Source organism: Micromonospora sp. NPDC003816 (assembly GCF_042874705.1).
Taxonomy (GTDB): domain Bacteria; phylum Actinomycetota; class Actinomycetes; order Mycobacteriales; family Micromonosporaceae; genus Micromonospora.
This window is the reverse complement of the sequence record NZ_JBIANP010000003.1, coordinates 497,917-522,378: the sequence shown is the minus strand read 5'-3', so window position 1 is coordinate 522,378 and position 24,462 is coordinate 497,917. Positions and strand designations below refer to the sequence as shown.

Annotated in this window: 20 protein-coding genes; 4 read left to right on the top strand and 16 right to left on the bottom strand. The window is 72.5% G+C overall.

Features of this window, described 5'->3' with window-relative positions:
- Positions 1-64 precede the first annotated feature (64 nt).
- Positions 65-1,366, bottom strand: a complete 1,302-nt coding sequence (locus ACFYTT_RS13255; protein WP_387259120.1) for a PQQ-binding-like beta-propeller repeat protein — start codon at positions 1,364-1,366, stop codon at positions 65-67.
- Between the two features lie 79 nt (positions 1,367-1,445).
- On the opposite strand from ACFYTT_RS13255, the gene ACFYTT_RS13250 reads away from it, so the two are divergent.
- Positions 1,446-3,311, top strand: coding sequence for a hypothetical protein (locus tag ACFYTT_RS13250; protein WP_387259118.1), 1,866 nt, complete (start codon positions 1,446-1,448; stop codon positions 3,309-3,311).
- Between the two features lie 65 nt (positions 3,312-3,376).
- On the opposite strand, the gene ACFYTT_RS13245 is transcribed toward ACFYTT_RS13250, so the two are convergent.
- The 8 genes from ACFYTT_RS13245 to ACFYTT_RS13210 form a co-directional block, all read right to left on the bottom strand.
- Positions 3,377-3,769 (bottom strand): AtzH-like domain-containing protein, encoded by a 393-nt coding sequence (locus ACFYTT_RS13245; protein WP_387259115.1) that lies wholly within the window; start codon positions 3,767-3,769, stop codon positions 3,377-3,379.
- 92 nt (positions 3,770-3,861) lie between these two features.
- Positions 3,862-5,541, bottom strand: coding sequence for a regulator (locus tag ACFYTT_RS13240; protein ID WP_176093072.1), 1,680 nt, complete (start codon positions 5,539-5,541; stop codon positions 3,862-3,864).
- A 13-nt stretch (positions 5,542-5,554) separates the two neighbouring features.
- Positions 5,555-6,247 (bottom strand): cysteine hydrolase family protein, encoded by a 693-nt coding sequence (locus ACFYTT_RS13235; protein ID WP_387259112.1) that lies wholly within the window; start codon positions 6,245-6,247, stop codon positions 5,555-5,557.
- Positions 6,248-6,256: 9 nt separating this feature from the next.
- Complete coding sequence (locus tag ACFYTT_RS13230; RefSeq protein WP_131053364.1) at positions 6,257-6,946, bottom strand: cysteine hydrolase family protein; 690 nt, start codon at positions 6,944-6,946, stop codon at positions 6,257-6,259.
- 17 nt (positions 6,947-6,963) lie between these two features.
- On the bottom strand, positions 6,964-8,877 hold the full coding sequence (gene atzF, locus ACFYTT_RS13225; RefSeq protein WP_387259109.1) for an allophanate hydrolase: 1,914 nt from the start codon (positions 8,875-8,877) through the stop codon (positions 6,964-6,966).
- A 75-nt stretch (positions 8,878-8,952) separates the two neighbouring features.
- On the bottom strand, positions 8,953-9,618 hold the full coding sequence (locus tag ACFYTT_RS13220) for a GntR family transcriptional regulator (protein ID WP_131053366.1): 666 nt from the start codon (positions 9,616-9,618) through the stop codon (positions 8,953-8,955).
- A gap of 48 nt (positions 9,619-9,666) precedes the next feature.
- Entirely contained in the window at positions 9,667-11,463 is a 1,797-nt protein-coding gene (locus ACFYTT_RS13215; protein WP_387259756.1) for a hypothetical protein, read from the bottom strand.
- Positions 11,463-13,331 (bottom strand): hypothetical protein, encoded by a 1,869-nt coding sequence (locus ACFYTT_RS13210; protein WP_387259753.1) that lies wholly within the window; start codon positions 13,329-13,331, stop codon positions 11,463-11,465. The genes ACFYTT_RS13215 and ACFYTT_RS13210 overlap by 1 nt, the downstream gene beginning before the upstream one ends.
- Before the next feature lie 346 nt (positions 13,332-13,677).
- Between ACFYTT_RS13210 and ACFYTT_RS13205 the strand changes: the two genes are divergently transcribed.
- Positions 13,678-14,874, top strand: coding sequence for a hypothetical protein (locus tag ACFYTT_RS13205; RefSeq protein WP_387259107.1), 1,197 nt, complete (start codon positions 13,678-13,680; stop codon positions 14,872-14,874).
- Between the two features lie 267 nt (positions 14,875-15,141).
- Here the strand turns inward: ACFYTT_RS13205 and dxs are convergent, their stop codons facing one another.
- From dxs to ACFYTT_RS13190, 3 genes are all read right to left on the bottom strand, one after another.
- Entirely contained in the window at positions 15,142-17,100 is a 1,959-nt protein-coding gene (gene dxs, locus ACFYTT_RS13200; protein WP_387259104.1) for a 1-deoxy-D-xylulose-5-phosphate synthase, read from the bottom strand.
- Between the two features lie 112 nt (positions 17,101-17,212).
- Positions 17,213-18,448, bottom strand: a complete 1,236-nt coding sequence (locus ACFYTT_RS13195; protein WP_387259101.1) for a class I SAM-dependent RNA methyltransferase — start codon at positions 18,446-18,448, stop codon at positions 17,213-17,215.
- Complete coding sequence (locus ACFYTT_RS13190; RefSeq protein WP_387259098.1) at positions 18,445-20,520, bottom strand: APC family permease; 2,076 nt, start codon at positions 20,518-20,520, stop codon at positions 18,445-18,447. Before ACFYTT_RS13190 ends, ACFYTT_RS13195 begins: the two co-directional genes overlap by 4 nt.
- A gap of 152 nt (positions 20,521-20,672) precedes the next feature.
- Between ACFYTT_RS13190 and ACFYTT_RS13185 the strand changes: the two genes are divergently transcribed.
- Positions 20,673-21,335: a TrkA family potassium uptake protein gene (locus tag ACFYTT_RS13185; protein ID WP_131056114.1), complete on the top strand. Its 663-nt coding sequence runs from the start codon at positions 20,673-20,675 to the stop codon at positions 21,333-21,335.
- A gap of 1 nt (position 21,336) precedes the next feature.
- On the top strand, positions 21,337-22,026 hold the full coding sequence (locus tag ACFYTT_RS13180) for a TrkA family potassium uptake protein (protein ID WP_131056112.1): 690 nt from the start codon (positions 21,337-21,339) through the stop codon (positions 22,024-22,026).
- 13 nt (positions 22,027-22,039) lie between these two features.
- On the opposite strand, the gene ACFYTT_RS13175 is transcribed toward ACFYTT_RS13180, so the two are convergent.
- The 4 genes from ACFYTT_RS13175 to dut form a co-directional block, all read right to left on the bottom strand.
- Complete coding sequence (locus ACFYTT_RS13175) at positions 22,040-22,720, bottom strand: DUF3159 domain-containing protein (protein ID WP_131056110.1); 681 nt, start codon at positions 22,718-22,720, stop codon at positions 22,040-22,042.
- A gap of 31 nt (positions 22,721-22,751) precedes the next feature.
- Entirely contained in the window at positions 22,752-23,132 is a 381-nt protein-coding gene (locus ACFYTT_RS13170) for an OB-fold nucleic acid binding domain-containing protein (RefSeq protein ID WP_131056108.1), read from the bottom strand.
- 128 nt (positions 23,133-23,260) lie between these two features.
- Positions 23,261-23,929, bottom strand: a complete 669-nt coding sequence (locus ACFYTT_RS13165) for a DUF3710 domain-containing protein (protein WP_176093063.1) — start codon at positions 23,927-23,929, stop codon at positions 23,261-23,263.
- Entirely contained in the window at positions 23,926-24,456 is a 531-nt protein-coding gene (gene dut / locus ACFYTT_RS13160; RefSeq protein ID WP_131056240.1) for a dUTP diphosphatase, read from the bottom strand. Before dut ends, ACFYTT_RS13165 begins: the two co-directional genes overlap by 4 nt.
- Positions 24,457-24,462: the final 6 nt, after the last annotated feature.

The following is a 24,462-nucleotide window of genomic DNA, read 5'->3' as shown; positions in this document are numbered from 1 at the left end:
TCCGCCGGTGACCACCCGACAACCTAGCGCCGGCCGCCAAGTCGATGTGCCGCGCCGAGCGGTGTCACCCCGGAAGTCGCCAGACGCCGAAGTCGCCGTCGGCGCGACGGCAGGCGACGAGGTCGTGGCGGGCCTGGCATTCGCCCCGCGCCCCGACCAGCACGTCGATCGGCCGGGCCCGGTCCTCGTCGGGGTGTAGTCGGGCCAGCACCACACCGACGTCGGGCACCGGTCGCACGGCGAGCAGGTGCGGCGCGTACTCGTAACGCTGGACCTGCTCCCACGAACCGTGGTCGATGAGCAGCGCCCCGGTCGTCATGTCGAAGGTAGCCAACTCCATCGTCCCCTCGGCCCACCCGGACAGGACCAGCGCACGCCGCGCCCCCACCAGCAGGAGGTCGGCGATGTTCCGGTTGTCCCACCCGGCGGCGCCGGTGGCCGGGTCGAGGACCTGTACCCCGCCGCTGGCCGGAAAGGCGCAGAGCAGTGCGGCGCAGGCAGTGACGTGATAGATCGTCGGCACGGTGGTCTGCCAGAGCGGGACCAGCCCGTCGACCGCGTAGGCGGCGACGGTGTTCGAGTTGCGGACCACCGCCACCAGGTCGCCGACCACCCACGCCGACTGGTAGCCGGCCGGGTCGTCGGCGGGCGGCGGCAGGCGGTGCCGGACCTCCCCGGTCTCCGGGTCACGCACCTCGACGCCGCCGTCGAGTGTGGAGACCACGATCGCGTCGACCACACCGTCGCGCAGCCGGTAGTCGACGCTGGACGCGGAGAGCGGAATGGACCACAGCTCACGGGCGCTCGGCAGCTCGATCATCCGTAGCGTGTTCGGCGCGCTCTCGCGATGGGTCCGCAGCAGTGCGCGGCGGGGGTCGTCGAACATCGCCACGCCCGGCTCGCGCCAGCGTTCCTGACCGGTACGCGCGTCGAGCAGCACGCTCTGGCTGCTCTCGGTCTCCTCGGCGGACATCGAGACCAGCACCCCGCCGCCGGCGACGGGCTGCGCCCGGAAGACCCGATGGCCGTACGCCAGTCGGGTCCGCCAGGACGGCGTGAGTGTCGGCGGCGCACCGGTGGCCTTCTCGGGATAGGGGAAGGCGAGCAGTTCGGGGTGGCCGTCGGTGACCTCGGTGCCCGGGATGACGGCGAAGATCTGGTCCGCCGCGAGGAGCAGGTTGGCACCGAGTGGCACCGGCACCGTCGCGTACACCCGGGGGGTCGGCGGCGCGGCTCCGGCCATCGACACCAGCACGACCACCGCGAGCAACGCGGCCCCCCAGCGGCGCGAACCGGCGACGATCCGGCGGCGTCTCGGCGGCTGGTAGGTCGGCTCGGTGAGGTCACCGAGGTCGATCACCGTCACGGTCGTCCTTCCTCCGGCGCGCCGACGCGGCCCTCACGGCCGTCGGCGGCCCCGGCGACCGCCTGTACGATGGCCCGTCGTGGCTGTGCCGGTGATTGATTCCTCGTTGAACCCTGCCCCCGAGACCGTCGAGGCGGAGTCAGCGACACGACCTCGCCGACGCGGGCCGACGCGCGTCGACGTGTTGGCCATCGGAGCCTACGTGCTGCTCGGTGTCCTCGTCTGCCTCTACTACTGGGTGGACGTGCAGAACCGCGTCTCGTCACATCTGCCCACCGACCACAGTTGGTTCGAGTGGTTGTTCTCGCACGGTGCGTACTCGGTGATGCACCTGGAGAACCCGCTCTTCAGCACCAGGCAGAACGCCCCCGACGGGGTGAACATGATGGCCAACACCTCGCTGCTCGGGGTGACCCTGCCGCTGGCCCCGCTCACCTGGCTGCTCGGCCCGCAGGTGGTGTACGCGCTCTACCTGGGCGGTGCGCTGGCGGCCACCGCCGCCACCTCGTACTGGATGCTCTCCCGGCACCTGGTGCGCTCCCGGGCCGCCGCCTTCGTCGGCGGCGCGTTCCTCGGCTTCGCCCCCGGCATCGTGCACCACGCCAACGGCCAACCGAACTTCGTCTCCAACTTCCTGCTGCCGCTGATCGTGGTGCGGGTGTTCCGGCTGACCGAGCCCGGCCGGTGGCGGCGCAACGGGCTGGTGCTGGGCCTGCTGGTGGCGTACCAGATCTTCATCAACGAGGAGATGCTGCTGCTCACGGCGCTGGCCTGCCTGGTCGTCGTGATCGCCTACGCGATCATGCGCCCGCGTACGGCGCGGGCCCGCGCCGGTACGTTCGGTGCCGGGCTGGGCTTCGGTGGTGGCGTCGCCCTGCTGCTCACCGCCTACCCGATCTGGTACCAGTTCAACGGCCCGCAGTCCTACCGGGGCCTGCAGGGCGGGGTGTTCCACAGTTGGGGCGAGGACATCGTCGCCTTCGTCACCTTCCCGCGCGACACCATCGCCGGCAACGAGGCGGTCGAGGCGACCATCGGGATGACCGAGCAGAACACCTGGTTCGGCTGGCCGATGGTGCTGTTCACGGTGGTGGCGCTGGCGCTGCTGGTGCGCCGGTCGCTGGTGGCCCGGATCATCGCCGTGCTGGTGGTGCTCTTCTCGGTGGCCTCGCTCGGACCGGAGATCCGGTTCAACGGCGAACTCACCGGCATCGCCGGCCCGTGGTCGTACATCTCGGAGGACGTACCGCTGGTCGAGATGATGATGCCGACGCGGCTGACGCTGGTCACCACCGCCGCGCTCGGTGTCCTGCTCGCCCTGGCCTGGGACGCGGTGGCCGGCAACCGCCGGTCTCCGGTGCCGGCACCGCGCTCCGGCGAACCCGTGCCCGCCACCGCCACCGCCACCGCCGGCTCCCGGCCGCGCTGGCAGCGCGGCGTCGGGTACGCGGCCATCTCGCTGGCCGTGCTGCCGCTGTTCCCCACCCCGCTGCCGGCGAAGGAGGTCGCCCCGCCGCCGACCTTCATCACCTCGGGCGCCTGGCGGCCGTACGTGACGGAGGGCCGCACGCTGGTGCCGGTGCCCATCCCGAGCAACGTGCACGGACTGTCCACGTTGCGCTGGAGCGCGTTGACCCAGCACGAGTTCCCGATCCCGGCGGGCTACTTCATCGGCCCCAACCTCGACGGCGAGGGTGTCTTCGGCGCACCGAACCGGCCCACCAGCACCCTCGTCTACCGCTCCATGGACGCCGGTGAGGTGCCCGAGCTGACCGACGAGAACCGTCAGCAGGCGGTCGAGGACCTGCGCTTCTGGCGGGCCTCGGTGGTGGTGCTCGGTGCCCACCCCCGGGAGGCCGTGCTGCGGGACCTGCTGACCGGCCTGCTCGGTGAGCCGCAGCGGGTGGACGACGTCTGGCTCTGGGACGTCCGCGACCGCGTCTGACGCGCGCTCCGGGTTGTAAGGAGGGGTCCCCTGCTATACACGAGGCGTTAGCAGGGGACCCCTCCTTACACCTCAGGCGCAGCGGGCAGCGGCTCGGATACGTGCGCGGTGACGATGCGCCAGCCGACGGGCAGGCGTACCCAGGTCTGGGTCTGTCGGCCGGTGGCGGCCGTGCCGACGTAGCCGAACCGGGTGGTGACGACCGCGAGGTCGAGGCCGAAGGTGGTGATCATCGGGTCGACCAGCCGGCGACCCGGTGGCAACGGCGGCTGCGCGGCCCGCCATTTCCGCTGTTCCTCAAGGCCGTACTGGTGGTCGGCGAGGCCGAAGCGCACCGTCCGGTCAGAGTCCCAGAAGTAGCCGCAGATCCGCTCCGCGTCCCCGTCGACCAGGGCCTGCTCGTAGCCGGCGAAGGCGGTCGTGACCTCGGCCACCACGTCGACACGGTCGATCTCCATCGGGTTCGTCCTCTCCAGTCGGGACCGGCAGCGGGCGGCGGAGTGTCCCCGGTCGGGCGGCGGGACCTGCCGCCCCGACCGGGGACACCGCCTCAGCCACTCACCGCCGCCTCGCGGGTGTCGTCGTCCGCCGGGGCGGCACCGGCCGGACGGCCCGGCGCGGTGACCGATTCGGCGGGTACGTCCTTTGCGCGGGAAGGAGTGCCGCCGTGCGGGCGGTCCAGCTCGGCCTCCTCAGGCGCGGGCACCCGGGGCGGGTGCGACCCGAGCGCGACGATTCCGCAGATCACCGCCACGAAGAGGTAGCCGAGGGCCACCTGCCCGTTGGCGTTCCACCGGACCTCCTCGCCATGGATCAGACCGATGAAGGCGAGCACCGCGCCCGACGCGGCGAACACGGCCGCGTGCACGAAGCGTTTGTCGATGATGAACGCCACGATCGCGCCGAGCACCAGACCGGCGAGGATGGCCCCTTCACCGAGTATCCGCAGCCCGTCGTAGACCACACCGGCACCGGCGAGCGCCTCGTCGCCGACCTCGGCAGCGGTGGTGCCGGCCGCCGCCAGCACGTTGTTCATCTGCCCGGTCGCCCACGCCGCGATGTTGGGGATCAGCGCCGCCACGACCGCCGCCGCGTGGGCCCGAGGCGTGGCCTGGAACGCCTGCGCGCCGATCAGCAGTCCGATATAGAGCAGGATCGGCACGATCGCCGCGGTCGGGAAGATCGCACCGAGCAGGGAGAACATCCCGAGGAAGCAGAGCAGCGCGATGACCACCCCGGTCGCCATCGAGTAGCCGGTCCGGCCTCCGGCGGCCTTCCAGCCGGGATGCCCGACGTACACGGCGGGCGGAAAGGGTGAACCGAGGGCCGCACCGACCACCGCCCCGGCGCCGTCGGCGAGCAGGACACTGCGCAGGTTGTAGTTGTCCCCGGCGGTGGCGGCGCTCTCCACGTTGGTCATCGCCTCGGTGAAGTTGTAGACCCCGAGCGGGATCGCGGTAGCCAGCAGTGGCGCCATGTCGGACAGGCCGCGTCCCAGCAGGTCGAGTTGGAACGTGGGGAGGGCGACGGCGATGTCGCGCGCCGCTGCTGTCACGTCCGGCACCGACATCGCCCCACCGAGCCAGCCGATCGCCGTACCCAGCAGCAGGGCGGCCAGCCCGATCGGGAAGTTGAACGGCAGTCTCACGTCGGTGAGCAGTCCGATCAGCAGCAGCGCGAGGACCGGCAGAGCGATCCAGGCCATCCGCCACATCTGCCCTGCCGGGTTCATCGAGATGAAGGTGATGCTGATGCCGGCCAGCGTGCCGAGCAACGCGGCGCGGGGGGTGTACCGGCGGATGTACGGCCCGACGAACGCACCGACCAGCACGATCACACCGATGATGAACGCCCACGCCAGCCCGGCCGCCCAGGCCCGCGTCGGGTCACCGGTACTCAGGAAGATCGGCAGCATGATGACGAAGATGACGATGAACATGTGCGGCACGCTCGGCCCGTACGGCAGGGCGGTCACGTCGGCACGCCCCTCCCGTCGGGCCAGGCGGCGGGCCAGGTGGGTGTAGTAGATGTTGCCGGCGACCAGGGCGATGCCGAGGGCCGGCAGGATCGTGCCGAACACCTCCCGTTCGGGCAGGTTCACCACGAAGATGCAGAGCCCGGTCAGAGTGAGCACGTTGACCAGGACGTTGACGCCGAAGCCGAAGAACGCGTTGGTGTCACCGCGCACCCAGTACGGCAGGCGTGGCGGGGATGTCGTGGTGGGTTGCATGGGCTGCTCCCGGTCAGGAGGAGGCGTACGACGAGGGGGTGGTGGGCAGCACGGCGAGTACGTCCGTCGAGTCGGCCACCCAGCCGAAGATGCCGCCCTGGGCGGCGATCATGTCGAGTCCGGCCCGGTGGAACTCCGGGAAGTAGGACCCGACGCAGTCGGCGAGCACGAGGCACTCGTACCCGCGGTCGTTCGCCTCCCGGACGGTGGTGTGCACGCACACCTCGGTGGTGACACCGGTGACCAGGAGACTGTCGATCTTCTGTTCGGCGAGCAACTCCCCCAGGCCGGTGGCGTGGAAGGCGCCCTTGCCGGGCTTGTCGACGACCGGCTCGCCGGGCAGCGGCGCCAGTTCGTCGACGATGTCGTGGCCGTACTCGCCCCGGATCAGGATCCGGCCGTTGGGCCCGGGGTCGCCGATGCGCATGCGGGGGGCACCCCGCTGGAGCTTGGCCGGTGGGCAGTCGGAGAGGTCCGGCAGGTGGCCTTCGCGGGTGTGCACGACGGTCATGCCGGCGGCACGGGCGGCGGCCAGCAACGCGCCCAGCGGCGCGATGGTGCGCCGCAGCCGGCTGACGTCGTTACCCAGGCTCTCGCCGAAACCGCCCGGTTCCAGGAAGTCGCGCTGCATGTCGATGACGAGCAGCGCCGTGGTCGTGGGGTCGAAGGTGTACGGGAAGGGTCGCGCGGCGGCGATGGTCGGCATTGGTCCACCTCACCCGGTCGTGGCGGCGATGACGTCGTCGGAGGTGGCCACGCAGCCGAAGACGCCGCCCTGCATGGTCACCATGTGCAGGGCGGCCTCGTGATTGCCCTTGTCGGTGGCGCCGGTGCAGTCCGACAGGATCAGGCACTCGTAGCCCCGGTCGTTCGCCTCGCGCATCGTGGTGTGCACGCAGACGTCGGTGGTGATGCCGGTGAGGATCAGGTGGGTGATGCCCCGGGTACGCAGCACCAGGTCCAGGTTGGTCGCATAGAAGGCGCCTTTGCCCGGCTTGTCCACGACCACCTCGCCGGGGGCCGGGGCGACCTCGGGCACGATCTCCCATCCCGGTTCGCCCTTGACGAGGATCCGGCCGCAGGGCCCGGCTCCGCCGATCTCGGCGCCGATCCGGGCCGAGCGCCAGCGCTTGTTCGGCGGCAGGTCGGACAGGTCGGGGTCGTGTCCCTCACGGGTGTGCACGACCAGCATGCCGAGCGAACGGACGTGCGTCAGCAGCCGGGCGGTAGCCGGCAGGCCGGCCCGGGTGAGGCCGATGTCGTAGCCCATCGCGTCGACGTAGCCGCCCGGCCCGCAGAAGTCGGTCTGCCAGTCCACGCAGAGCAGTGCGGTACGCACGGTGTCGACCGTGCCGTCGTACGGCCACGGGTAGGGGTTCGCCGGTACCGGACCGATCGTTGCCATCGCTCCTCCTGTCCTGCTCAGGCGGCGTCGCCGCCGTTGACCGTCGGGCGGCGGTGTGAGGAGGGGTCCCCTGCTATGCACGAGGCGTTAGCAGGGGACCCCTCCTTACACGTCAACCGCCGGTACGCGCGCCACCCACCGGTGGCGCTGATGTCCTCGGCCTCCGGGCCGGCCGCGTACGCCTCGCAGAGGAACCCGAGCACGTGCCGCCCGTCGTGCAGCCGCACCCAGCCGAGCGAGAGCGGGGCCGGCACCCCGGCCAGGAATCCGCCCACTGCCGAGGTCGGCAGCGACCAGAGTTCGACTTCGATTCCGTGACCGTCGGGGGTGGCTGAGGCGACCCGGACCAGGCCGGGCAATCCTTCGCCGTCCGGGGTCGGCATCCGGTACAGCCGGTAGAGCGGTGCGGTGCGGGTGGTGCCGGCGAGGGCGGCCCCGAGGTCGGTCAGCTCGGTGTTGCGCGACTCCCCGCTCAGGTGCCGCCCGACCACGGCGATCAGCACCTCCCTGCGGCCTGTCGGTACCCCACCTCCCCGGATCGGCGGCGCGGCCCCGTTGCCCGACGTGCTCTCGGCCACCGGGTGCGCGTCGGCTCCGGCACCGGCGGCGGCGAGCCGGGCCAGTGTGGTGTCGCTGAAGGCCGGGCCGATCAGGGTCAGGCTGGCCGGTCGACCGTCGGCGGTGAATCCGTTCGGCACGGTCACCGCCGCCAGGTCGAGCAGGTTCGCGAACTGGGTGTACCGGCCGAGTACCGCGTTGCGTCCGATCGGGTCCTCGGCGACCTCCGCGAGCGTGAAGGTGGTGCCGACGGTCGGCACCACCAGCACGTCCATCTCCTGCCACCACCGGTCGACCTCGGCCCGCAACTCACGGAGCCGGTGTCGGCCCCGGAAGGCGTCGACGGCGTCGTAACGACGCCCGGTCTCCAACACGGTCCGGGTGACCGGGAGGACCGACTCCGGATGCGTCCGCAGGAAGTCGTCCAGCCCGGCGAGCCGCTCGGCCACCCAGGGGCCCTGGTAGAGGAGGTCTCCGGCAGCCAGGAAGGGAGCCAGCGGCACCTGCCGCACGGTGTCGACCAGGTCCCGCAGGCGGTGCACGCCGGCCGCGAACCGGACCGCCTGCCCGGCATCGCCGAAGAACTCCAGGTCTGCGGTCCGGGGTACGCCGAGGCGGAGCGTCTCCGGTGCCCGGGACGCCAGACTCGCGGCCGGCAGTGGACGTCCCCAGGGGTCGGCTGTGGTCACGGCGCGAGCGGCGTGCAGCACCTCCGTGGCGTCCGCGACGTCGGTGGCGAAGACCGAGACGCAGTCCAGCGAGCGGCAGGCCGGCACCACACCGGCGGTGCTGAGCAGCCCTCGGGTGGGTTTGAGGCCGACGATCCCGTTCAGCGCGGCCGGAACCCGGCCGGAGCCGGCGGTGTCCGTGCCGAGGGCGAAGGTGACCTGACCGGTGGCGACCGCGACCGCCGAGCCGGAGCTGGACCCGCCGGAGACGAGACCGCCACCGAACACGCTCTCGACGCTGCCGTACGGGGATCGCGAGCCGGTCAGGCCGGTGGCGAACTGGTCGAGGTTGGTCTTGCCGACCAGCAGGGCACCGGCGTCGAGGAGCCGGCGTACCACCGGTGCGTCCTCGGTGGCGCGGTACCCGAAGTCGGGGCAGCCGGCCGTGGTGACCATGCCGGCGACGTCGATGTTGTCCTTCACCGCGAACGGGATCCCGTACAGCGGCAGTGTCTGCGGGTCGGTGTCGGCCAGGACGGCGGCACGGGCCCGCAGGTCGTCGGGGGACACGGTGCTGATCCAGACCGGTTCACCGGCTCGACCGGCCAGTCCTTCGAGGACGGTCTCGGTCAGGTCGACGGGGGTGAGACGGTGCTCGCGGTACGCCGACCGCAATTCCGAGATCGATCCGATCCGCTCCGGCATACAGTCGATTGTCGACCGTTCTGTTTCGAGAGCCGACGCCGAACGTAACGACGGCATGACGCCGCTGCCGATCCGCTACCCCAGGTACGACCGCGCTCCGTGCACCGAGAGAGCGGCGAGGACCACCTCCGGGTCTCCCCCGGCCACCGCCTCGAAGAGCCGCTCGTGCCGGTGCACACCGTCCAGGGGTTGCGCCTGCTCCGCCTCGCGGCGCAGGTTGATGGCCATGTAGAGCTGCAACTTCACCAGGATCGAGTCGTACACCCCGGAGAGCTGACGGTTGCCGGCCAGCGCCACCAACGCGACGTGGAACGCGCGGTGCGACTCGGCGACCGCCAACCGGTCACCCGCGCGCGTCGCCTCCCGCATCCGGTCCAGCGCCGCCCGCAACCCGACCAGGTCGCTCTCCCGGCCCACCGGGATCGCTGCCCGGACCGCGAACCGCTCCAGCACGTCGCGCACCTCGTACAGTTCCTGCACGTCCCGGTCGGAGAGGGTGGCGACGCGGACCCCGCGCCGGGGCACGTGCTCGACCAACCCCCGCTGCGCCAGCAGGCGCAACGCCTCGCGTAACGGCGCCCGGCTGATCCCCAGCCGCCGGGTCAACTGCTCCTCCACCAGGCGCTCACCCGGCTCGCTCCGTCCGCTGAGGAGTTCCCGGGTCAGCCGGGAGACGGCGAGGTCCACCAGACTGACACTCTCCAGCTCACCGTCCATCGGCGTCGCGGCCACGTCGCTCACCCCGACGAGTCTGCCATCCGGCGGAGAGGCGACCGGCGCGGGCGCACCTCAGCCGACGAACGGGCGGACGTCCCAGACCAGCGCGCCGTCGATCTCCCGGGGCGGGCCGAGCAGCGCCTCCACGGTGTGCCGCACCGGGTCGCCGTGGTGCAGCCCGCCCTGCACGACGACGGCCGCCCGCCAGTGCCGCAGGTCCGCCACCGCCTGCCGGCGGTCCGTCTCGGTGATCGGCGGCACCACGCCGGTCTCCGCCACCCGCCGCAGCAGCAGCGAGGTCGGCCGGTCCGGGGCGCCCCACCGGGCCGTCGGGTCGCCCGGGGCGTGGGGGCCGATGAAGAAGCCGCCCGGCGCGGTGAAGGCCAGTCCGGTCCGCGCCGACCAGAGCATGCCCGGACTGCGGCCGGCGTTGGTCACCGGGGGCACCGGCACCAGCGTGCGGCCCGCCGGCACGTACGTCCGCCAGGTGCCGTCGGCGACGAACGCCGGCACCGGCCGGCTCGACACGGTACGGATCGGGGTCGGCACCAGCGGCAGCAGCGCGACGGCCAGCGCGACGACCCCGACAAGGCGGACCGTCGCACGCCGTCGGGGCCGGGCGGGCGCGGTGTCGACGGCTGTCCGCCGCACCCAGCGGTCCACTCCGAGCGCGATCAGGACGCCCAGCACCGGGATGCAGACCAGCGCGAACCGGGCCGGCACCACATGGTCGAGCAACGGCAGTTCGGCGATCAGCCGGTACGGCCCGGGCAGGTCGGTGGCGCGCCCGTCGAGGCGTACCCGGGGACCGAGGGAGAGCAGGGCGAACACCAGCCCGCAGGCGGCCAGCGCGCGGACCAGTGGTCGACGCCGGAGCCAGACCGCGACGACCACGGCCAGCAGGAGTAGCCCGACGCCGAAGAACGAGTTCTCCTCGGTCGGATTGGGCGCCAGCAGGCCGGGCGGACGGTCCACGCCGAACAGCGTCTGCCGGGCGAACCGGGTGAACGACGCCGCGTCCAACTGGTAGCTGTACGCGTGGAACGGCATCCCCCGGTAGTGGCCCGGCCCGAAGAACTGGAACCACAGCGGGTACGCCAGCAGCACCCCCGCCACCAGCGCACCGACCCCGATCCGCCCGGCCGTCGACGGGGCGAGCCGACGGGCGGCCGACGGGTCGGCGATCGCGTACGCGCCGACGAGCACGCCGGCGGCCAGCGCCACGAAGAGCAGCACCTCCTCACCGAGGAAGACCTGGTACGTCACGACCAGCCCGAGCAGCACCCCGTGCCGCCACACCCGGCCGCCCGGCTCGGGGCGGAACACCAGCGCCAGGATCAGCGGCACCAGGAACTGGGCGGCCATGTGCAGGTGCGTACCGGCCTGGGCGATCATCCCGGGCGCGAAACCGCAGACCAGGCCCCCGACGGCGGCGGCCGGCCAGGAGTCGACCAGGCGGCGGCGCAGCAGCACGTACCAGGCGGTCGCGGTGCCGGCGAGGCAGAGCACCACCGCGACGACGAAGGCGGCCTGCGACCCGAGCAGCAGCGTGACCGGGGCCAGCGGAACGCCGAGGCCGAGCACCGAGGTGTTCGCCATCAGGTTCACCCCGCCGGGCGCGTTCAACGCGTCGCTCCACAGCGGGTTCTCCAGCCCGGCCACGGCACGGGCCGCGCGGGCCAGCATCCACTCGAAGAGGATCTGGTCACCGGCCTGGTGGAACAGCCGGTCCGGGCGACCCCACTGGCGGTGGGTCAGCCACACCGCCAGCGCGAGGTAGCCGACCGGCACCGCCACGTCCGGGGTACGCGCCGGCAGCCACCGGCGCGACGCCACCTCGGCGGTACGGTCGGCGGTGCCGACGACCATCAGCCCGTCGGAGCGGTCAACGGCCGTACGTCCCACACCCAGACGTCCAGCTCCTGCCGGGCCGGGCCGACCAACTGCTCGACGGTCTGCCGCAGCGGCTCCGAGTGCGGCTGGCGCAGCGGCAGCACCAGCACGGCCGCCTTCCAGTGCCGCAGCTCGTCCAGGGAGCGCCGCCGCTGACGGTCGTCCAGTTCCGGCGTACGGCCGGTCGTGGCGACCTCCTCCAGCAGCTTGCCGACGCCGCTGGGCCGCCCGTTGAAGCGGCCGGGGTCACCGGTGGTGGCGTTGCGCGGGGCCAGGAAGTAGCCGCCGGGCATCTTGAAGTCGAGATTCGTCGAGGCGGCCCAGCGCATCCCGTGGGTGTTGCCCATGCTCGGCACCGGGATGGGGACCAGCGTCTGGTCCGGCCCGACGTAGGCGCGCCAGCGGTCCGAGGTGATGAAGTCCGGCACCGGCGGTCGGGAGGTCATCGGCAGCGGCATCGGGGCGATCGGCAGCAGGGCGAGCACCAGACCGGCCACGGTCAGCGTCCGCACCACCTGCCGGTCCAGCTTCAGCGTGCGGCTGCGCTCGATGGCGAGCGCCAGCAGGATCGCCACCACCACGCTGACGATCATGCCGAACCGGGTCGGCACCACCGCGTCGAGCAGCGGCAGCCGGACCAGCCACTCCCACGGGCCGACCATCAGCTCCCGGTCCCACCAGGTGATGCGCTCACCGAGGGAGAGAACGACGTAGAACCCGGCGGTCGCCGCCAACGCGCGGACCAGCAGCTCCCGGCGCAGCCAGAGCACGATGCCGACCGCGATCAGGGCCAGACTCCACCCGAAGAAGGCGTTCTCCTCCGAGTAGTTCGGGGCCAGGTTCACGTTGGCGCGCTGGTTGCCGCCGATGGTCGGCGAGCCCGGCGCGAAGTACGCGGCGATGTCGTTGCCGTAGTCGCGGACCGCGTCGCTGAGCCCGTGGTACGCCATCGGCCCGGCGAACTGGATGTAGAGCGGGTACGCCAGCAGTGCGCCCGCGATCACCGTGCAGGTGGCCACCGCCTTGCCCAGCGGGCGCCAGGCCGCCGACCAGAGGCCGGGACGTTGGACGACCATCGCGATCAGGAAGATGCCGCAGCCCATCGCGGTGAAGAGCAGGATCTCCTCGTTGATGAACGCCTGCACGGTGACCAGCAGGGCCAGCAGCGCGCCGTCCCGGTACGGCCGGGTGGAGCGGGTGATGACCATGACCCGCCACACGATGAACGGCAGCAGGAACTGGCTGATGATGTTCGGATGCCAACTGGCGTGCGACAGCATCGCGGGGGAGAACCCGCAGAGCCAGCCGCCGACGATCGCGGCCAGCGGGTAGCTGACCACGTGCCGGGACAGCACGTAGTACCAGGCCGAGGCGGTGCCGGCGAGGGCGAGCGTGACCAGCAGCACGAAGGTGACGGCGGGCCCGAACAGCAGGGTCACCGGCACCATCGGGATGCCCAGCGCCAGGATGGCCGTGTTGGCCATCAGGTTCACGCCGTCCGGATAGTTGAACTGCTCGGTGAAGAACGGGAACTCCCCGTGCAGCACCACCCGCACCGAGTGGGCGAGGAAGAACTGCACCTGCGCCGGGTCGCTGCTGTAGAGCGAGGCCACCCGACCGGCCGGGTCCATCCAGATCTGGCTGGTCACCCAGATCGCGGTGAGCAGAAAGCCGCCGAAGACGGCCAGGTCCTGCCGCCGCCGCGTCCAGCGGAACCGGCGCCAGCGCGACGGGGCCGAGCCGGCCGCCACGGCACCCGCCGGCGGGTCCACCGCCTCGGTCGGCACCTCGGGCTCCGGCGTGGTCGTACCGGCCTCCACAGTGGGCGCCGCGTCGGGCACCACCGGGTCGGCAGGTGCCGCGTCGACGGTTGATGTCGTGGTGCCCACGGGGGCGTCCGTGGTGTCGTCCGGCAGCGCGGAGTCGCGCGTACCCTCACCCAGCGTGACGGGTTCGGACGGCGAGCCTGCCACGACGTCGGGTTTCGGCGGCGATGCGGCGCGGGTCTCAGCAGGCGTCACAGTCGGCGGAGTCTACCCGAGTGGGGAAATAGCTCCCAAGTCGACGCGGCGTCCCCTGTGGCTGGTGTGCCGTCCGGGCGACGCAGCGTGAGGCGGCGCGAGCCGACGACCGGGCGTCTCGTACTATTGCCCTCCGAAACGACGGCCGATGTGATCGGGGGCGTGACAGGTGGCTTCAGCCCGCTGGCGCGGCGTGGCGGCCACCGGCCTGTCCAGCCTGCTGGTCGCCGTCACCGCCTGCGGCCCGGTCGCCGAGCGTCGGCCGCAGGACCTCCGGGTCGGCTACGACAGCATGGACGGGTCGTTGACCGTGTGGCCGCCACGGGGCTCGCTGGCCGGGGACGCGGCGACCACCGCCGCGGTGACCGAGGCGGTCCGTGAGTGGCGTTCACCGGTCGACGACCGGGTGCACGTACCCTCCTCCGGCATCCTCTTCTCCGGCGAGGTGGAGGGTGTCCCGCTGGTCCTGGTGGCCGCGTCGGTGCCCGGCCAGGCCGCGTCCTGGCTGCTCCAGCTCCACGGCGGCGACGGCGGGTACGAGGTCAGTCAGGCCACCGAGTACACCGACCCGGGCTATCTCGTCTACTCCGACGTGCTGCCGGTGCAGACCGCCGAGGGGCGGCGTTACCTCACCTCGGAGCGGGTGCGGCGGCTGGTCGGCCCGGACGGCCGTCCGGTACCGGCCACCGACGGCCTGACCGACCCGGTGGAGGTCCCGCAGTGCGAGGCCGTGCCGGTGACCGCCACGCTGCGCTCCACCGAGTCGCTGCCCCGGGGGCGTGCCACCGACCGGCTGCTGGACCTCGGCACCGGCACCGCGAATCCCCGGTACCCGCTGGTCCGTGACGACAGCGGCTCGGGCCGGCGGGCCCTGGCCGAGCTGGACACCTGTGCGCTCGCCGGCGAGGACGGTCCGTTCGGCAGCGTGACCCGGCGGGTGGGCGACCGGGACACCCCGGATTCGGTGCCGGCGTCGTGGCCCAAGGCGAAGGTCGCCGTGCGTACCCTCGGCGAGCTGGCCCTCGGCGGCGGCGAACCGGCGGAGCTGGAGCAGCTCACCTGGGAGACCGCGGACGGCACGATGACCGCGCTGGTCTACCGGCCTGCGGACGGCGGCCAGACGGTGCTCTCCCCCGCCGACCGGACCAACCCGTTGCAGGTCTACGAACTGCCGGTGCCGGGTCAGCCACTGGTCGTACTGAGCTGGCGGGCCACCAAGGACACCACGCTGTCGGTGCCGCCGGACACGACCCGTCTGCTCGACCGCCCCGGCCTGGTGGTGGCGCCGCTGCCGGAGCGCAGCGAGACCTTCAGCCTCGCCGCCGACGACAAGACGCACTACCGCTCCGCCGGCCACCGCCGCTGACCCCCACAGGCCACGCCACACGCGCCACCCCGCGCCCCGCACGCTCGCCCCGCCTCGGCCGCCCGCACCGTGCGACGCCCCGCCGATCATGGAGCGATGGCAGTCACAAAAAGGGCATAGAAAGCCAAAAGCGCTGCCCGAACTCCATGATCGACGCTGCGCCGACCACGACTCCATGATCGGCGGGGCCAGGCGCCACCCGCGCGCCGACGACGACGGCGTGCGGGTGGGCAGCTGACGGCATTCCCGCTGGGACGTCGGGCAGGGTCAGTTGGCGGACGGGGTGGGGGTGTTCTCGGAGGTCAGCCGGGTCGGGTCGACCGGGGTGGTCTCCAGGCGGGAGATCCAGCCGGTGACGTCACGCGCCACGTCCTGCGCGGTCAGGCCGAGGTCGGCCAGGATCTGCGCGCGGGTGCCGTGCGGGTGCCACTCGGCCGGTACGCCCAGGTCGCGCAGTGGCACGTGGACGCCCGCGTCCCGCATGGCCTGGGCCAGTGCGTCGCCGACGCCGCCCTGCCGGACGCCGTCCTCGACGGTGACCACCAGGCGGTGCCCGGCGGCCAGCTCCACCAGCTCGGCCGGGACGGGACGCACCCAGCGCGGGTCGACCACGGTGACCCCGTAGCCCTGCTCGGCGACGCGGGTGGCGACCTCCATACCGAGTTGGCCGAAGGCACCCACCGCGACCAGCAGCACGTCGGTACGCGCCGACTCGGCCAGTACGTCGACCGTGCCGATCCGGCGGATCGCAGGCAGGTCGGCGGCGACGGCACCGGTCGGGTAGCGCAGCACGGTCGGGCCGTCGTCGACGGCGACCGCCTCGCGCAGCTCCTCGCGCAGCGTGGCGGCGTCCCGGGGGGCCGCCATCCGCAGGCCCGGCACCACCCCGAAGACCGACATGTCCCAGATGCCGTAGTGGCTCGGCCCGTCCGGCCCGGTGATGCCGGCCCGGTCCAGCACGAAGGTGACCGGCAGCTTGTGCATCGCCACGTCCAGCAGGACCTGGTCGAAGGCCCGGTTGAGGAAGGTCGCGTAGACCCCCACGACCGGGTGCAGCCCGCCGAGCGCCAGACCGGCCGCCGAGGTGACCGCGTGCTGCTCGGCGATGCCCACGTCGTAGGTGCGCTCGGGGTACTTGCGGGCCAGCTTCGCGATGCCGGTGGGCTCGGCCATCGCGGCGGTGATGCCCACCACGTCGGGCCGCTCGTCGGCGATCGCGACCAGCTCGTCGCCGAACACGTTCGTCCACTTCACCGACGGCGCGGCGGTGGCCTTGCCGGTGGCGATGTCGAAGGCGCCCGGGCCGTGGAAGCAGTCGGCCTCGTCCTCCTCGGCCGGGCGGTAGCCGTAGCCCTTGCGGGTGACCGCGTGCACGATCACCGGACCGCCGAAGTTCTTCGCCGCGCGCAGCGCGGACTCGACGGCGGCCACGTCGTGCCCGTCGACCGGGCCGACGTACTTGATGCCGAGGTCCTCGAACATCGCCTGCGGCGCGACGGCGTCCTTGATGCCCTTCTTGACCGCGTGCAGCACCTCGTACATCGGCCTGCCGACCAGCGGGGTCGAGCCGAGGGCGTCCTTGACGGTGTCGAGGACCTTCTCGTAGCCCGGGTTCAGCCGCAGCGTCGAGAGGTGGTCGGCGAGGCCGCCGATGGTCGGTGCGTACGAGCGCCCGTTGTCGTTGACCACGATCACCAGCGGGTTGCCGGTGGCGGCGATGTTGTTCAGCGCCTCCCAGCACATGCCGCCGGTCAGCGCCCCGTCGCCGACCACGGCGACCACGCTGCGCGCCTCGCCCCGCAGCGCGTACGCCTTGGCCAGCCCGTCGGCGTACGACAGGGCGGTGGAGGCGTGCGAGTTCTCGATGATGTCGTGGTCGCTCTCGGCCCGGCTCGGGTAGCCGGATAGCCCGCCGCGCTGACGCAGCTGGTCGAAGCCCTCCTGGCGGCCGGTAATGATCTTGTGAACGTACGCCTGGTGACCGGTGTCGAACAGCAGCCGGTCCCGGGGAGAGTCGAAGACCCGGTGCATGGCGAGGGTGAGTTCGACCACGCCCAGGTTGGGGCCGATGTGGCCCCCGGTGCGGGACACCTTGGCGACCAGGAAGTCACGGATCTCCGCGCCGAGGATGTCCAGTTCGCTGGCGGACATCCGCTTGACGTCCTGGGGACCGTGCACCGTGGCCAGCAGCCGGCCCTGGTTGGCCGTGTCCTCTTCAACACTCATGACCGCAGAGTCTATCGGCCCTCGCACACCTCGCAGCCCGGGTCACCGGGCCCTCACCCTGACCGCCAGGTCAGGCCCGCACCCGTAGGCGGCGTGGCGGCACCACCCCCGGTCAGCCGGGAACCAGCAGCCCCACCAGCTCCACGTGCTGGGTCATCGGGAAGAGGTCGTACCCGCGCAACGCCGCCAGCCGCCAGCCCAGCCCGGTGAAGACCCGCAGGTCCCGGGCGAACGCGGCCGGGTCGCAGGCCACGTAGGCGACGGCACGCGGCCCGGCGGCGACCACGTCGCGCACCACCCTGGCACCGGCGCCCGCCCGGGGCGGGTCGAGCACCACCACGTCGACCGGTCCGGTGATCCGGCGGCGGGCCAACGCGGTCTCCACCCGGGCCGCCACCACCTCGACCCGGGGCAGGTCGCGCAGGTTCTGCCGGGCCGCCGTGACGCCCTCACCAGCCGCCTCGACCAGGGTGACCCGGCCGGACCCGCCGACCCGGTCGGCCAGCGCGGCGGCGAACAGCCCCGCCCCGCCGTAGAGGTCCCAGGCGGTCTCGGCCGGCTGCGGGTCGGTGAGTGCCAGCACCGCGTCGACGAGCGTGTCCGCCGCCGCCGGGTGCACCTGCCAGAAGGACGAGGCGGGCAGCGCCCACTCCCGGCCCGCGGCCCGCTCACGCACCTGTTCCGGGCCGCTCACGATCCGGGTACGCCCGGCCGCGACGGCGGTCACCGTCACGTCCCCGCCGGTGGAGGCGACCGTCTCCACCGCCTCGTCGTCCGGCCACCGCGCACCGGCGGAGGTCAGCACCGGCAGCTCCTGCACGGCCGGGTGGGCGATCAGGCAGCGGTCGATCGGCACCACCTCGTGCGAGCGGTGTTTGAGCAGCCCGGCCCGACCCGCCGCGTCGACCGCGTAGCGGACCCGGGACCGCCAGCCCAGCGGCCCGCCGGGCAGCGCCTCGACCCGGACGCCCAGCGCGTCGCAGGCGGCCTCGTCGAGACCGCCGAGTCGGACGAGTTGCTCGCGGACGACCGTGGTCTTCCAGTCGAGCTGGGCCTGCGGGGCGACGTGTTGCAGGTCGCATCCACCGCAGCGGCCCGGCCGGGCGTACGGGCAGGGCGGGGTGACCCGCTGCTCGGCGGGCTCCAGCACGGTCACCGCGTCGGCCCGGACGAACCCCCGGTGCACCTCGGTCACCTCGGCCACCACCCGCTCACCGGGCAGCGCGTGCCGGACGAAGACCACCTGCCCGTCGACCCGGGCCACACAGTGACCGCCGGGGGCGACCGCCGCGACGGTCAACTCCACCCGCTGGGCCTCCTCCAGCCCGCCACCGGTCGACCCGGTCATCGCGGCTCACCGCCCGGCGCCTCGCCGTCGCGGGCCGCCACCGGGCCGGCCGGCGGGACGCTCGGCGGCAGCGTGCTGCGCGGCGTCGCCCGGGGGCCCCGGGCCGGTCCCCGGCTCAGCGTGGCGTCCATCCGGTCCAGGTCCTTGCCGGCCGTCGAGGCGAGTTGCCACGGCACACTGGTCACCATCACTCCCGGTTCGAAGAGCAGGCGGCCCTTGAGCCGCAGCGCGCTCTGGTTGTGCAGCAGGTGCTCCCACCAGCGTCCGACGACGTACTCAGGGATGAAGACGGTGACCACGTCGCGCGGCGACTCGCGGCGGACCCCCGCAACATAGTTCAGGATCGGCCGGGTGATCTCCCGGTACGGCGAGTCGACCACGGTCAGCGTGATCGGCACCTCCCGCCGCTCCCAGTCCGCCTGCAACTGCCGGGTGTCGGTGTCGTCCACGTTGACGGTCACCGCGGTCAGCGTGTCCGGCCGGGTGGCCTGCGCGTACGCCACCGCCCGCAGGGTCGGCTGGTGCAGCTTGCTGACCAGCACGATCGCGTGGTTGCGGGCGGGCAGCACCGGGCGTCCCTCGTCCGGGGTCAGCTCCACCGCGACCCGGTCGTAGTGCCGGCGGATGGCCAGCATCAGCAGATAGATCACCCCCATCGCGACGATCGCGATCCACGCGCCCAGCAGGAACTTGGTGATCAGCACGATGACCAGCACGGTCCCGGTCATCGCCATGCCGAAGGCGTTGATCGCCCGGGAACGGATCATCCGGGACCGCACCCGGGGGTCGCGTTCGGTGCGCAGCAGCCGGTTCCAGTGCCGGATCATGCCGGCCTGGGAGAGCGTGAACGAGACGAAGACCCCGACGATGTAGAGCTGGATGAGCTTGGTCACCTCGGCCTGGAAGCCGACGATCAGCACGATCGCGAAGGCGGCCAGGAACAGGATGCCGTTGGAGAAGGCCAGCCGGTCGCCCCGGGTGTGCAGTTGCCGGGGCAGGTAGCGGTCCTGGGCCAGGATCGAGCCGAGCACCGGGAAGCCGGTGAAGGCGGTGTTCGCGGCCACGAAGAGGATCGTGGCGGTCACCCCGACCACCAGGAACCCCAGGATCGAGCCGGATCCGAAGATGGTCTCGGCGAGCTGCGCGGTGACGGTCTTCTGCACGTACCCGTCCGGGCCCCCGACGATCTGGTGGCCCGGGTCCTCGACGAACTGCAACCCGGTGAGCCGGGCCAGCCAGACGATGCCGACCAGCATGGTCACCGCGACCAGGCCGAGCATCAGCAGCGTGGTGGCGGCGTTGCGGCTCTTGGGGGCCTTGAACGCCGGCACCCCGTTGGAGATCGCCTCCACGCCGGTGAGCGCGGCACATCCGGAGGAGAAGCTGCGCAGCAGCAGGAACGCCATCGCCCAGCCGGTGGTGTCGTGCCACTCGGCGGCGATCACCAGGTCGGCGCTGGGCGCGCGCAGGTCCTCACCGAGCACCACGATCCGGACCAGGCCGGTGAGGATCATGCCGACGATGACGATCATGAAGCCGTAGGTGGGGATGGCGAACGCGCTGCCCGCCTCCTTGAGCCCCCGCAGGTTGACCGCGGTGAGCAGGACCACCGCGCAGACCGCGATCAGCACCTTGTGGGTCGCCACGAAGGGGATCACCGAGCCGAGGTTGGCCACCCCGGAGGAGACCGACACGGCGACCGTCAGCACGTAGTCGACCAGCAGGGCGCTGGCCACCCCGACCCCGGCCCGTGGGCCGAGGTTGACCGTGGCCACCTCGTAGTCGCCGCCGCCGGAGGGATAGGCGTGCACGTTCTGCCGGTAGCTGGCCACCACGGTCAGCATCACCACGACGACGCCGAGGGCCACCCAGGGCGAGAACACGAAGGCCGAGGCCCCCGCGATGGAGAGCATCAGAAGGATCTCGTCCGGCGCGTACGCCACGCTGGACAGCGCGTCCGAGGCGAAGACGGGCAGGGCGATGCGCTTCGGCAGGAGGGTGTGCTTGAGGCGGTCGGACCGGAACGGTCGACCGACGAGCAGCCGCTTCAACAGGGAGGTGGATCGGGCCACAGCCGCCAAGCGTACGACCGCTGCCGGCCGGGACGCACGGTGGTCGCCTGCGGCCGCTCCCGAGGCCGGAGTACCGTCGGTCCCCGTCCGCGACGCCGACGTGGCAGGCTCGCAGGCGACGAGGCGCGGCGGTACGCACCGTGGGAGGAAGCGTGCATATCGTGATCATGGGATGTGGCCGGGTCGGGTCGACCCTGGCGCAGAGCCTCGAAGCCCGGGGGCACTCGGTGGCGGTGATCGACCACGACGCCGAGGCGTTCCGCCGCCTGGGGCCGGACTTCGCCGGGATCACGGTCACCGGGGCCGGTTTCGACGGCGACGTGCTGCGCGAGGCCGGCATCGAGCGGGCCGACGCCTTCGCCGCGGTCTCCAGCGGCGACAACTCCAACATCATCTCCGCCCGGCTGGCCCGCGAGACGTTCGGCGTGTCCCGGGTGGCGGCCCGCATCTACGACCAGCGCCGCGCCCAGGTCTTCGAGCGCCTCGGCATCCCCACCGTGGCCACCGTCCGCTGGACCGCCGACCGGATGCTGCGGCATCTGCTGCCGGAGGGCAACGTCGAGATCTTCCGGGATCCGACCAGCACGGTCTCCATCATCGAGGTGCCGGTGCACGAGGACTGGATCGGCCGGCCCGTCCGGGCGCTGGAGGAGGCGACCGGGGCCCGGGTGGCGTACCTGATCCGCTTCGGCATCGGCACGCTGTCCACCGGCTCCAGCGTGGTGCAGGAGGGCGATCAGGTCTTCATGCTGGTCACCGACGACATGGTGGCCACGGTCACCGCGACGGCGGCGGCGCCGGAAGGGGGGCAGTGACATGCGGGTCGCCATCGCCGGCGCCGGCAACGTGGGCCGCTCGATCGCCCAGGAGCTGATCGAGAACGGCCACCAGGTGATGCTCATCGAACGGCAGCGGCGGAAGCTGCGGCCGGAGCGGGTGCCGGACGCGCAGTGGGTGCTCGCCGACGCCTGCGAGCTGACCAGCCTGGAGCAGGCCGACCTCGCCGGTTGTGACGTGGTGGTCGCGGCCACCGGCGACGACAAGGCCAACCTCGTGGTCTCGCTGCTGGCCAAGACCGAGTTCGCGGTGCCCCGGGTGGTCGCCCGCGTCAACCGGGCCGAGAACGAGTGGCTCTTCACCGAGCAGTGGGGCGTGGACGTGGCGGTCAGCAAGCCGCGCGTGATGGCCGCCCTGGTCGAGGAGGCGGTGACCGTCGGCGACCTGGTCCGTCTGATGACCTTCCGGCAGGGCGAGGCCAACCTCGTCGAGATCACGTTGCCGCCGACCGCGCCCTACGTCGGGCAGCCGCTGCGGGCGGTGCCGCTGCCCCGGGACGCCGCGCTGGTGGCCATCCTGCGCGGCAAGCGGGTCCTGGTGCCCAGTCCCGACGACCCGGTCGAGGCCGGCGACGAGCTGATCTTCGTGTGCACGGCCGAGATGGAGGACGCGGTACGCGCGGTGATCCTCGGCCCGGACAGCGTCGAGCGGACCCGCGAGTCGCGCTGAGCCGCCGGACGGGTCAGCTCGGCAGCGGCGTCGGCTCCGACTCCCGCATGACCCGCCGGACGGTCCAGACCGTGATCAGCAACAGCAGCACGTACGGCGGGTAGCCCAGCGCGAGCCGGGCCACGCCCAGCGCGGTGTCCTGCTCCGCCAGGTAGAGCCCGGCCTGCACCCCGACCTTGGCCAACCAGACCACGCCCCAGAGCACGGTCAGGCCGGTGAAGGTCCGCACCAGCCTCGGATCGTCGCGCCACTCGGAGCTGCCCTTGGCCACCAGCACCGACCAGAGCCAGCCGACCAGTGGCTGCCGGATCACCGCCGAGACCAGCAGCGCCACCCCGTAGCCGATGCCGTACAGGATGCCGGGCAGATAGAAGTCGCGTGCCTCGCCGGTGCGCCAGGCGATGGCGGCACCGATGCCGATGCCGAACAGTCCGTTGACCGCGTGCCGTACCGGCCGGCGCTGGGCCAGCCGCAGCACGCCGATCAGGACCGCCACGCCCACCGAGGCGATCACCGCGGGACGCAACTCGCCGAGGATGTTGACCACCACGAAGACGACCACCGGGATGCTGGACTCCACCAGCCCCCGCCAGCCGCCGAGTTGGTCGGCCATCTGCTCGGCGACGGTCGGCAGCCGCTCCTCGTCGGTCGGCTCGGTCTCCGGCTGGGTGGCCGGGTGCTGTCCGGTGGTCATCGCCCGCCTTTCATCCGCCGCGCCCGCGCAGTCACGTCGACGGCTCCAACTCGTAGTACGGGTTGTAGATCACCTTGCGGTCGTCCCGCACCGCGATCCGCCCCTTCGCGGTCAGGTGTCGCCCGGGCTCGATGCCGGTGATACGCCGCTGACCCAACCAGACCAGCGTCACGACGTCGCTGCCGTCGTAGAGGTCGGCCTCCAGCGCCGGCAGGTTGGTCCGTGGCGAGTAGACCACCGTACGCAGGCGGCCGGTGACCGAGGCCACCTGACCCCGGGCGCACTGCGCCGCCGGGACACCGCCGCAGCGGGCGCTGTCCCACTGCAACTGCTGCGCCTCGATCTCGGCCTCGCTGGCGGTGAGCCGTCGCAACATGCGCCGCAGCGAACCCCGACCCTCGCCGGTGCTCATGACCTCCGCGTCACCCCATCCACGCCGGCCGGGACGTCGCCGGCACCCGCCGATCCCGGCGGCACCGGAACGACTCACGCCAGCGTACGCCGGTCCGGGCCGTCCCGGTGCCTACGACGGAGCCGGGTTCAGCGCGTACCCGGCGCCGGCGCCACCTCGGCATCGGCCTCGACCTGGTCGGACGCCTCGCGGGGCAGCCGCAGCGGCAGCGGCTCCCGCACCGGCTTGGCCTCCTGTCCCCGGTCGACGACGAGCCCGTTGAGGCAGTCGGCCAGCGGACCGGCGGCGTCGGGGTCGGTGGCCGCCGCGCCCTGGTACACCGCCCGGACCATCCAGCGCGGCCCGTCCACTCCGACGAACCGCAGGTCGGTCAGCCCGTCCTCGGTACGCACCCGGGCGTGCAGCTCGGTGCCGTACTCGCCGACGACCTCCTGGGCGGCGGCGCCGTCGCTGAACAACGACTTGCGGATCTCCTCGCGCACCTCGTCCCAGATCCCCTCGGAGCGGGGCGCGGCGAAGACGCCGAGTTGCAGGGCACTCGGCCCGTGCACCAGCACGACCTGCTGGATCACCCCCTGCGGGTCGGCCTGCACCCGCACCTCGACCTCGGGGACCGCCGGGATCTGCAGGCTGCCCAGGTCGAGTCGCTGCACCCCGTCCGGCGCCTCGGAGACGTCGTACGGCCCGCGCGCCGGCGCCTCCGGCGCCGACCCGGCGCCGTCGACGGTCTGGAGCGCGTCCGTGGCTCGCTCGTCACGGGCGTGCCGTCCCGCGGCCCGCTTTCGGGAGAAGATCACTGCGTCCACCCTCCGCTGTTCGCACTCACCGTGCCATCTCTTCCGTCCACGCCGTCCGTGGCCGGCGGCGGCACCAGGCCGACGTGTCCGCCGGTGGAGCCGTGCCCGCCGGTGCCCCGGCCGGACGCGGGCAGTTCGGCCACCGGCCGGAAGGCCGCCCGTGCCACCCGCTGCACAACGAGTTGCGCGATCCGGTCGCCCCGCGAGATCTTCACCGGTGCGTCCCGATCATGGTTGATCAGGTTGACCAGGATCTCACCCCGGTAGCCGGCGTCGACCGTACCGGGCGCGTTGAGCACCGTCACGCCGAGTCTGGCCGCGAGCCCCGATCGGGGGTGGACCAGACCCACGTACCCCTCGGGCAACGCGATCGCCACGCCGGTCGGCACCAGAGCCCGGCCGCCGGGCGGCAACTCGACGTCGGCGGCGGCCACCAGGTCGGCACCGGCGTCACCGGGATGCGAGTACGCCGGCAGCGGCAAATCGGGGTCGAGTTGCCGTACCGGTACGGGCACCAGGTCGGTCACGGTCTA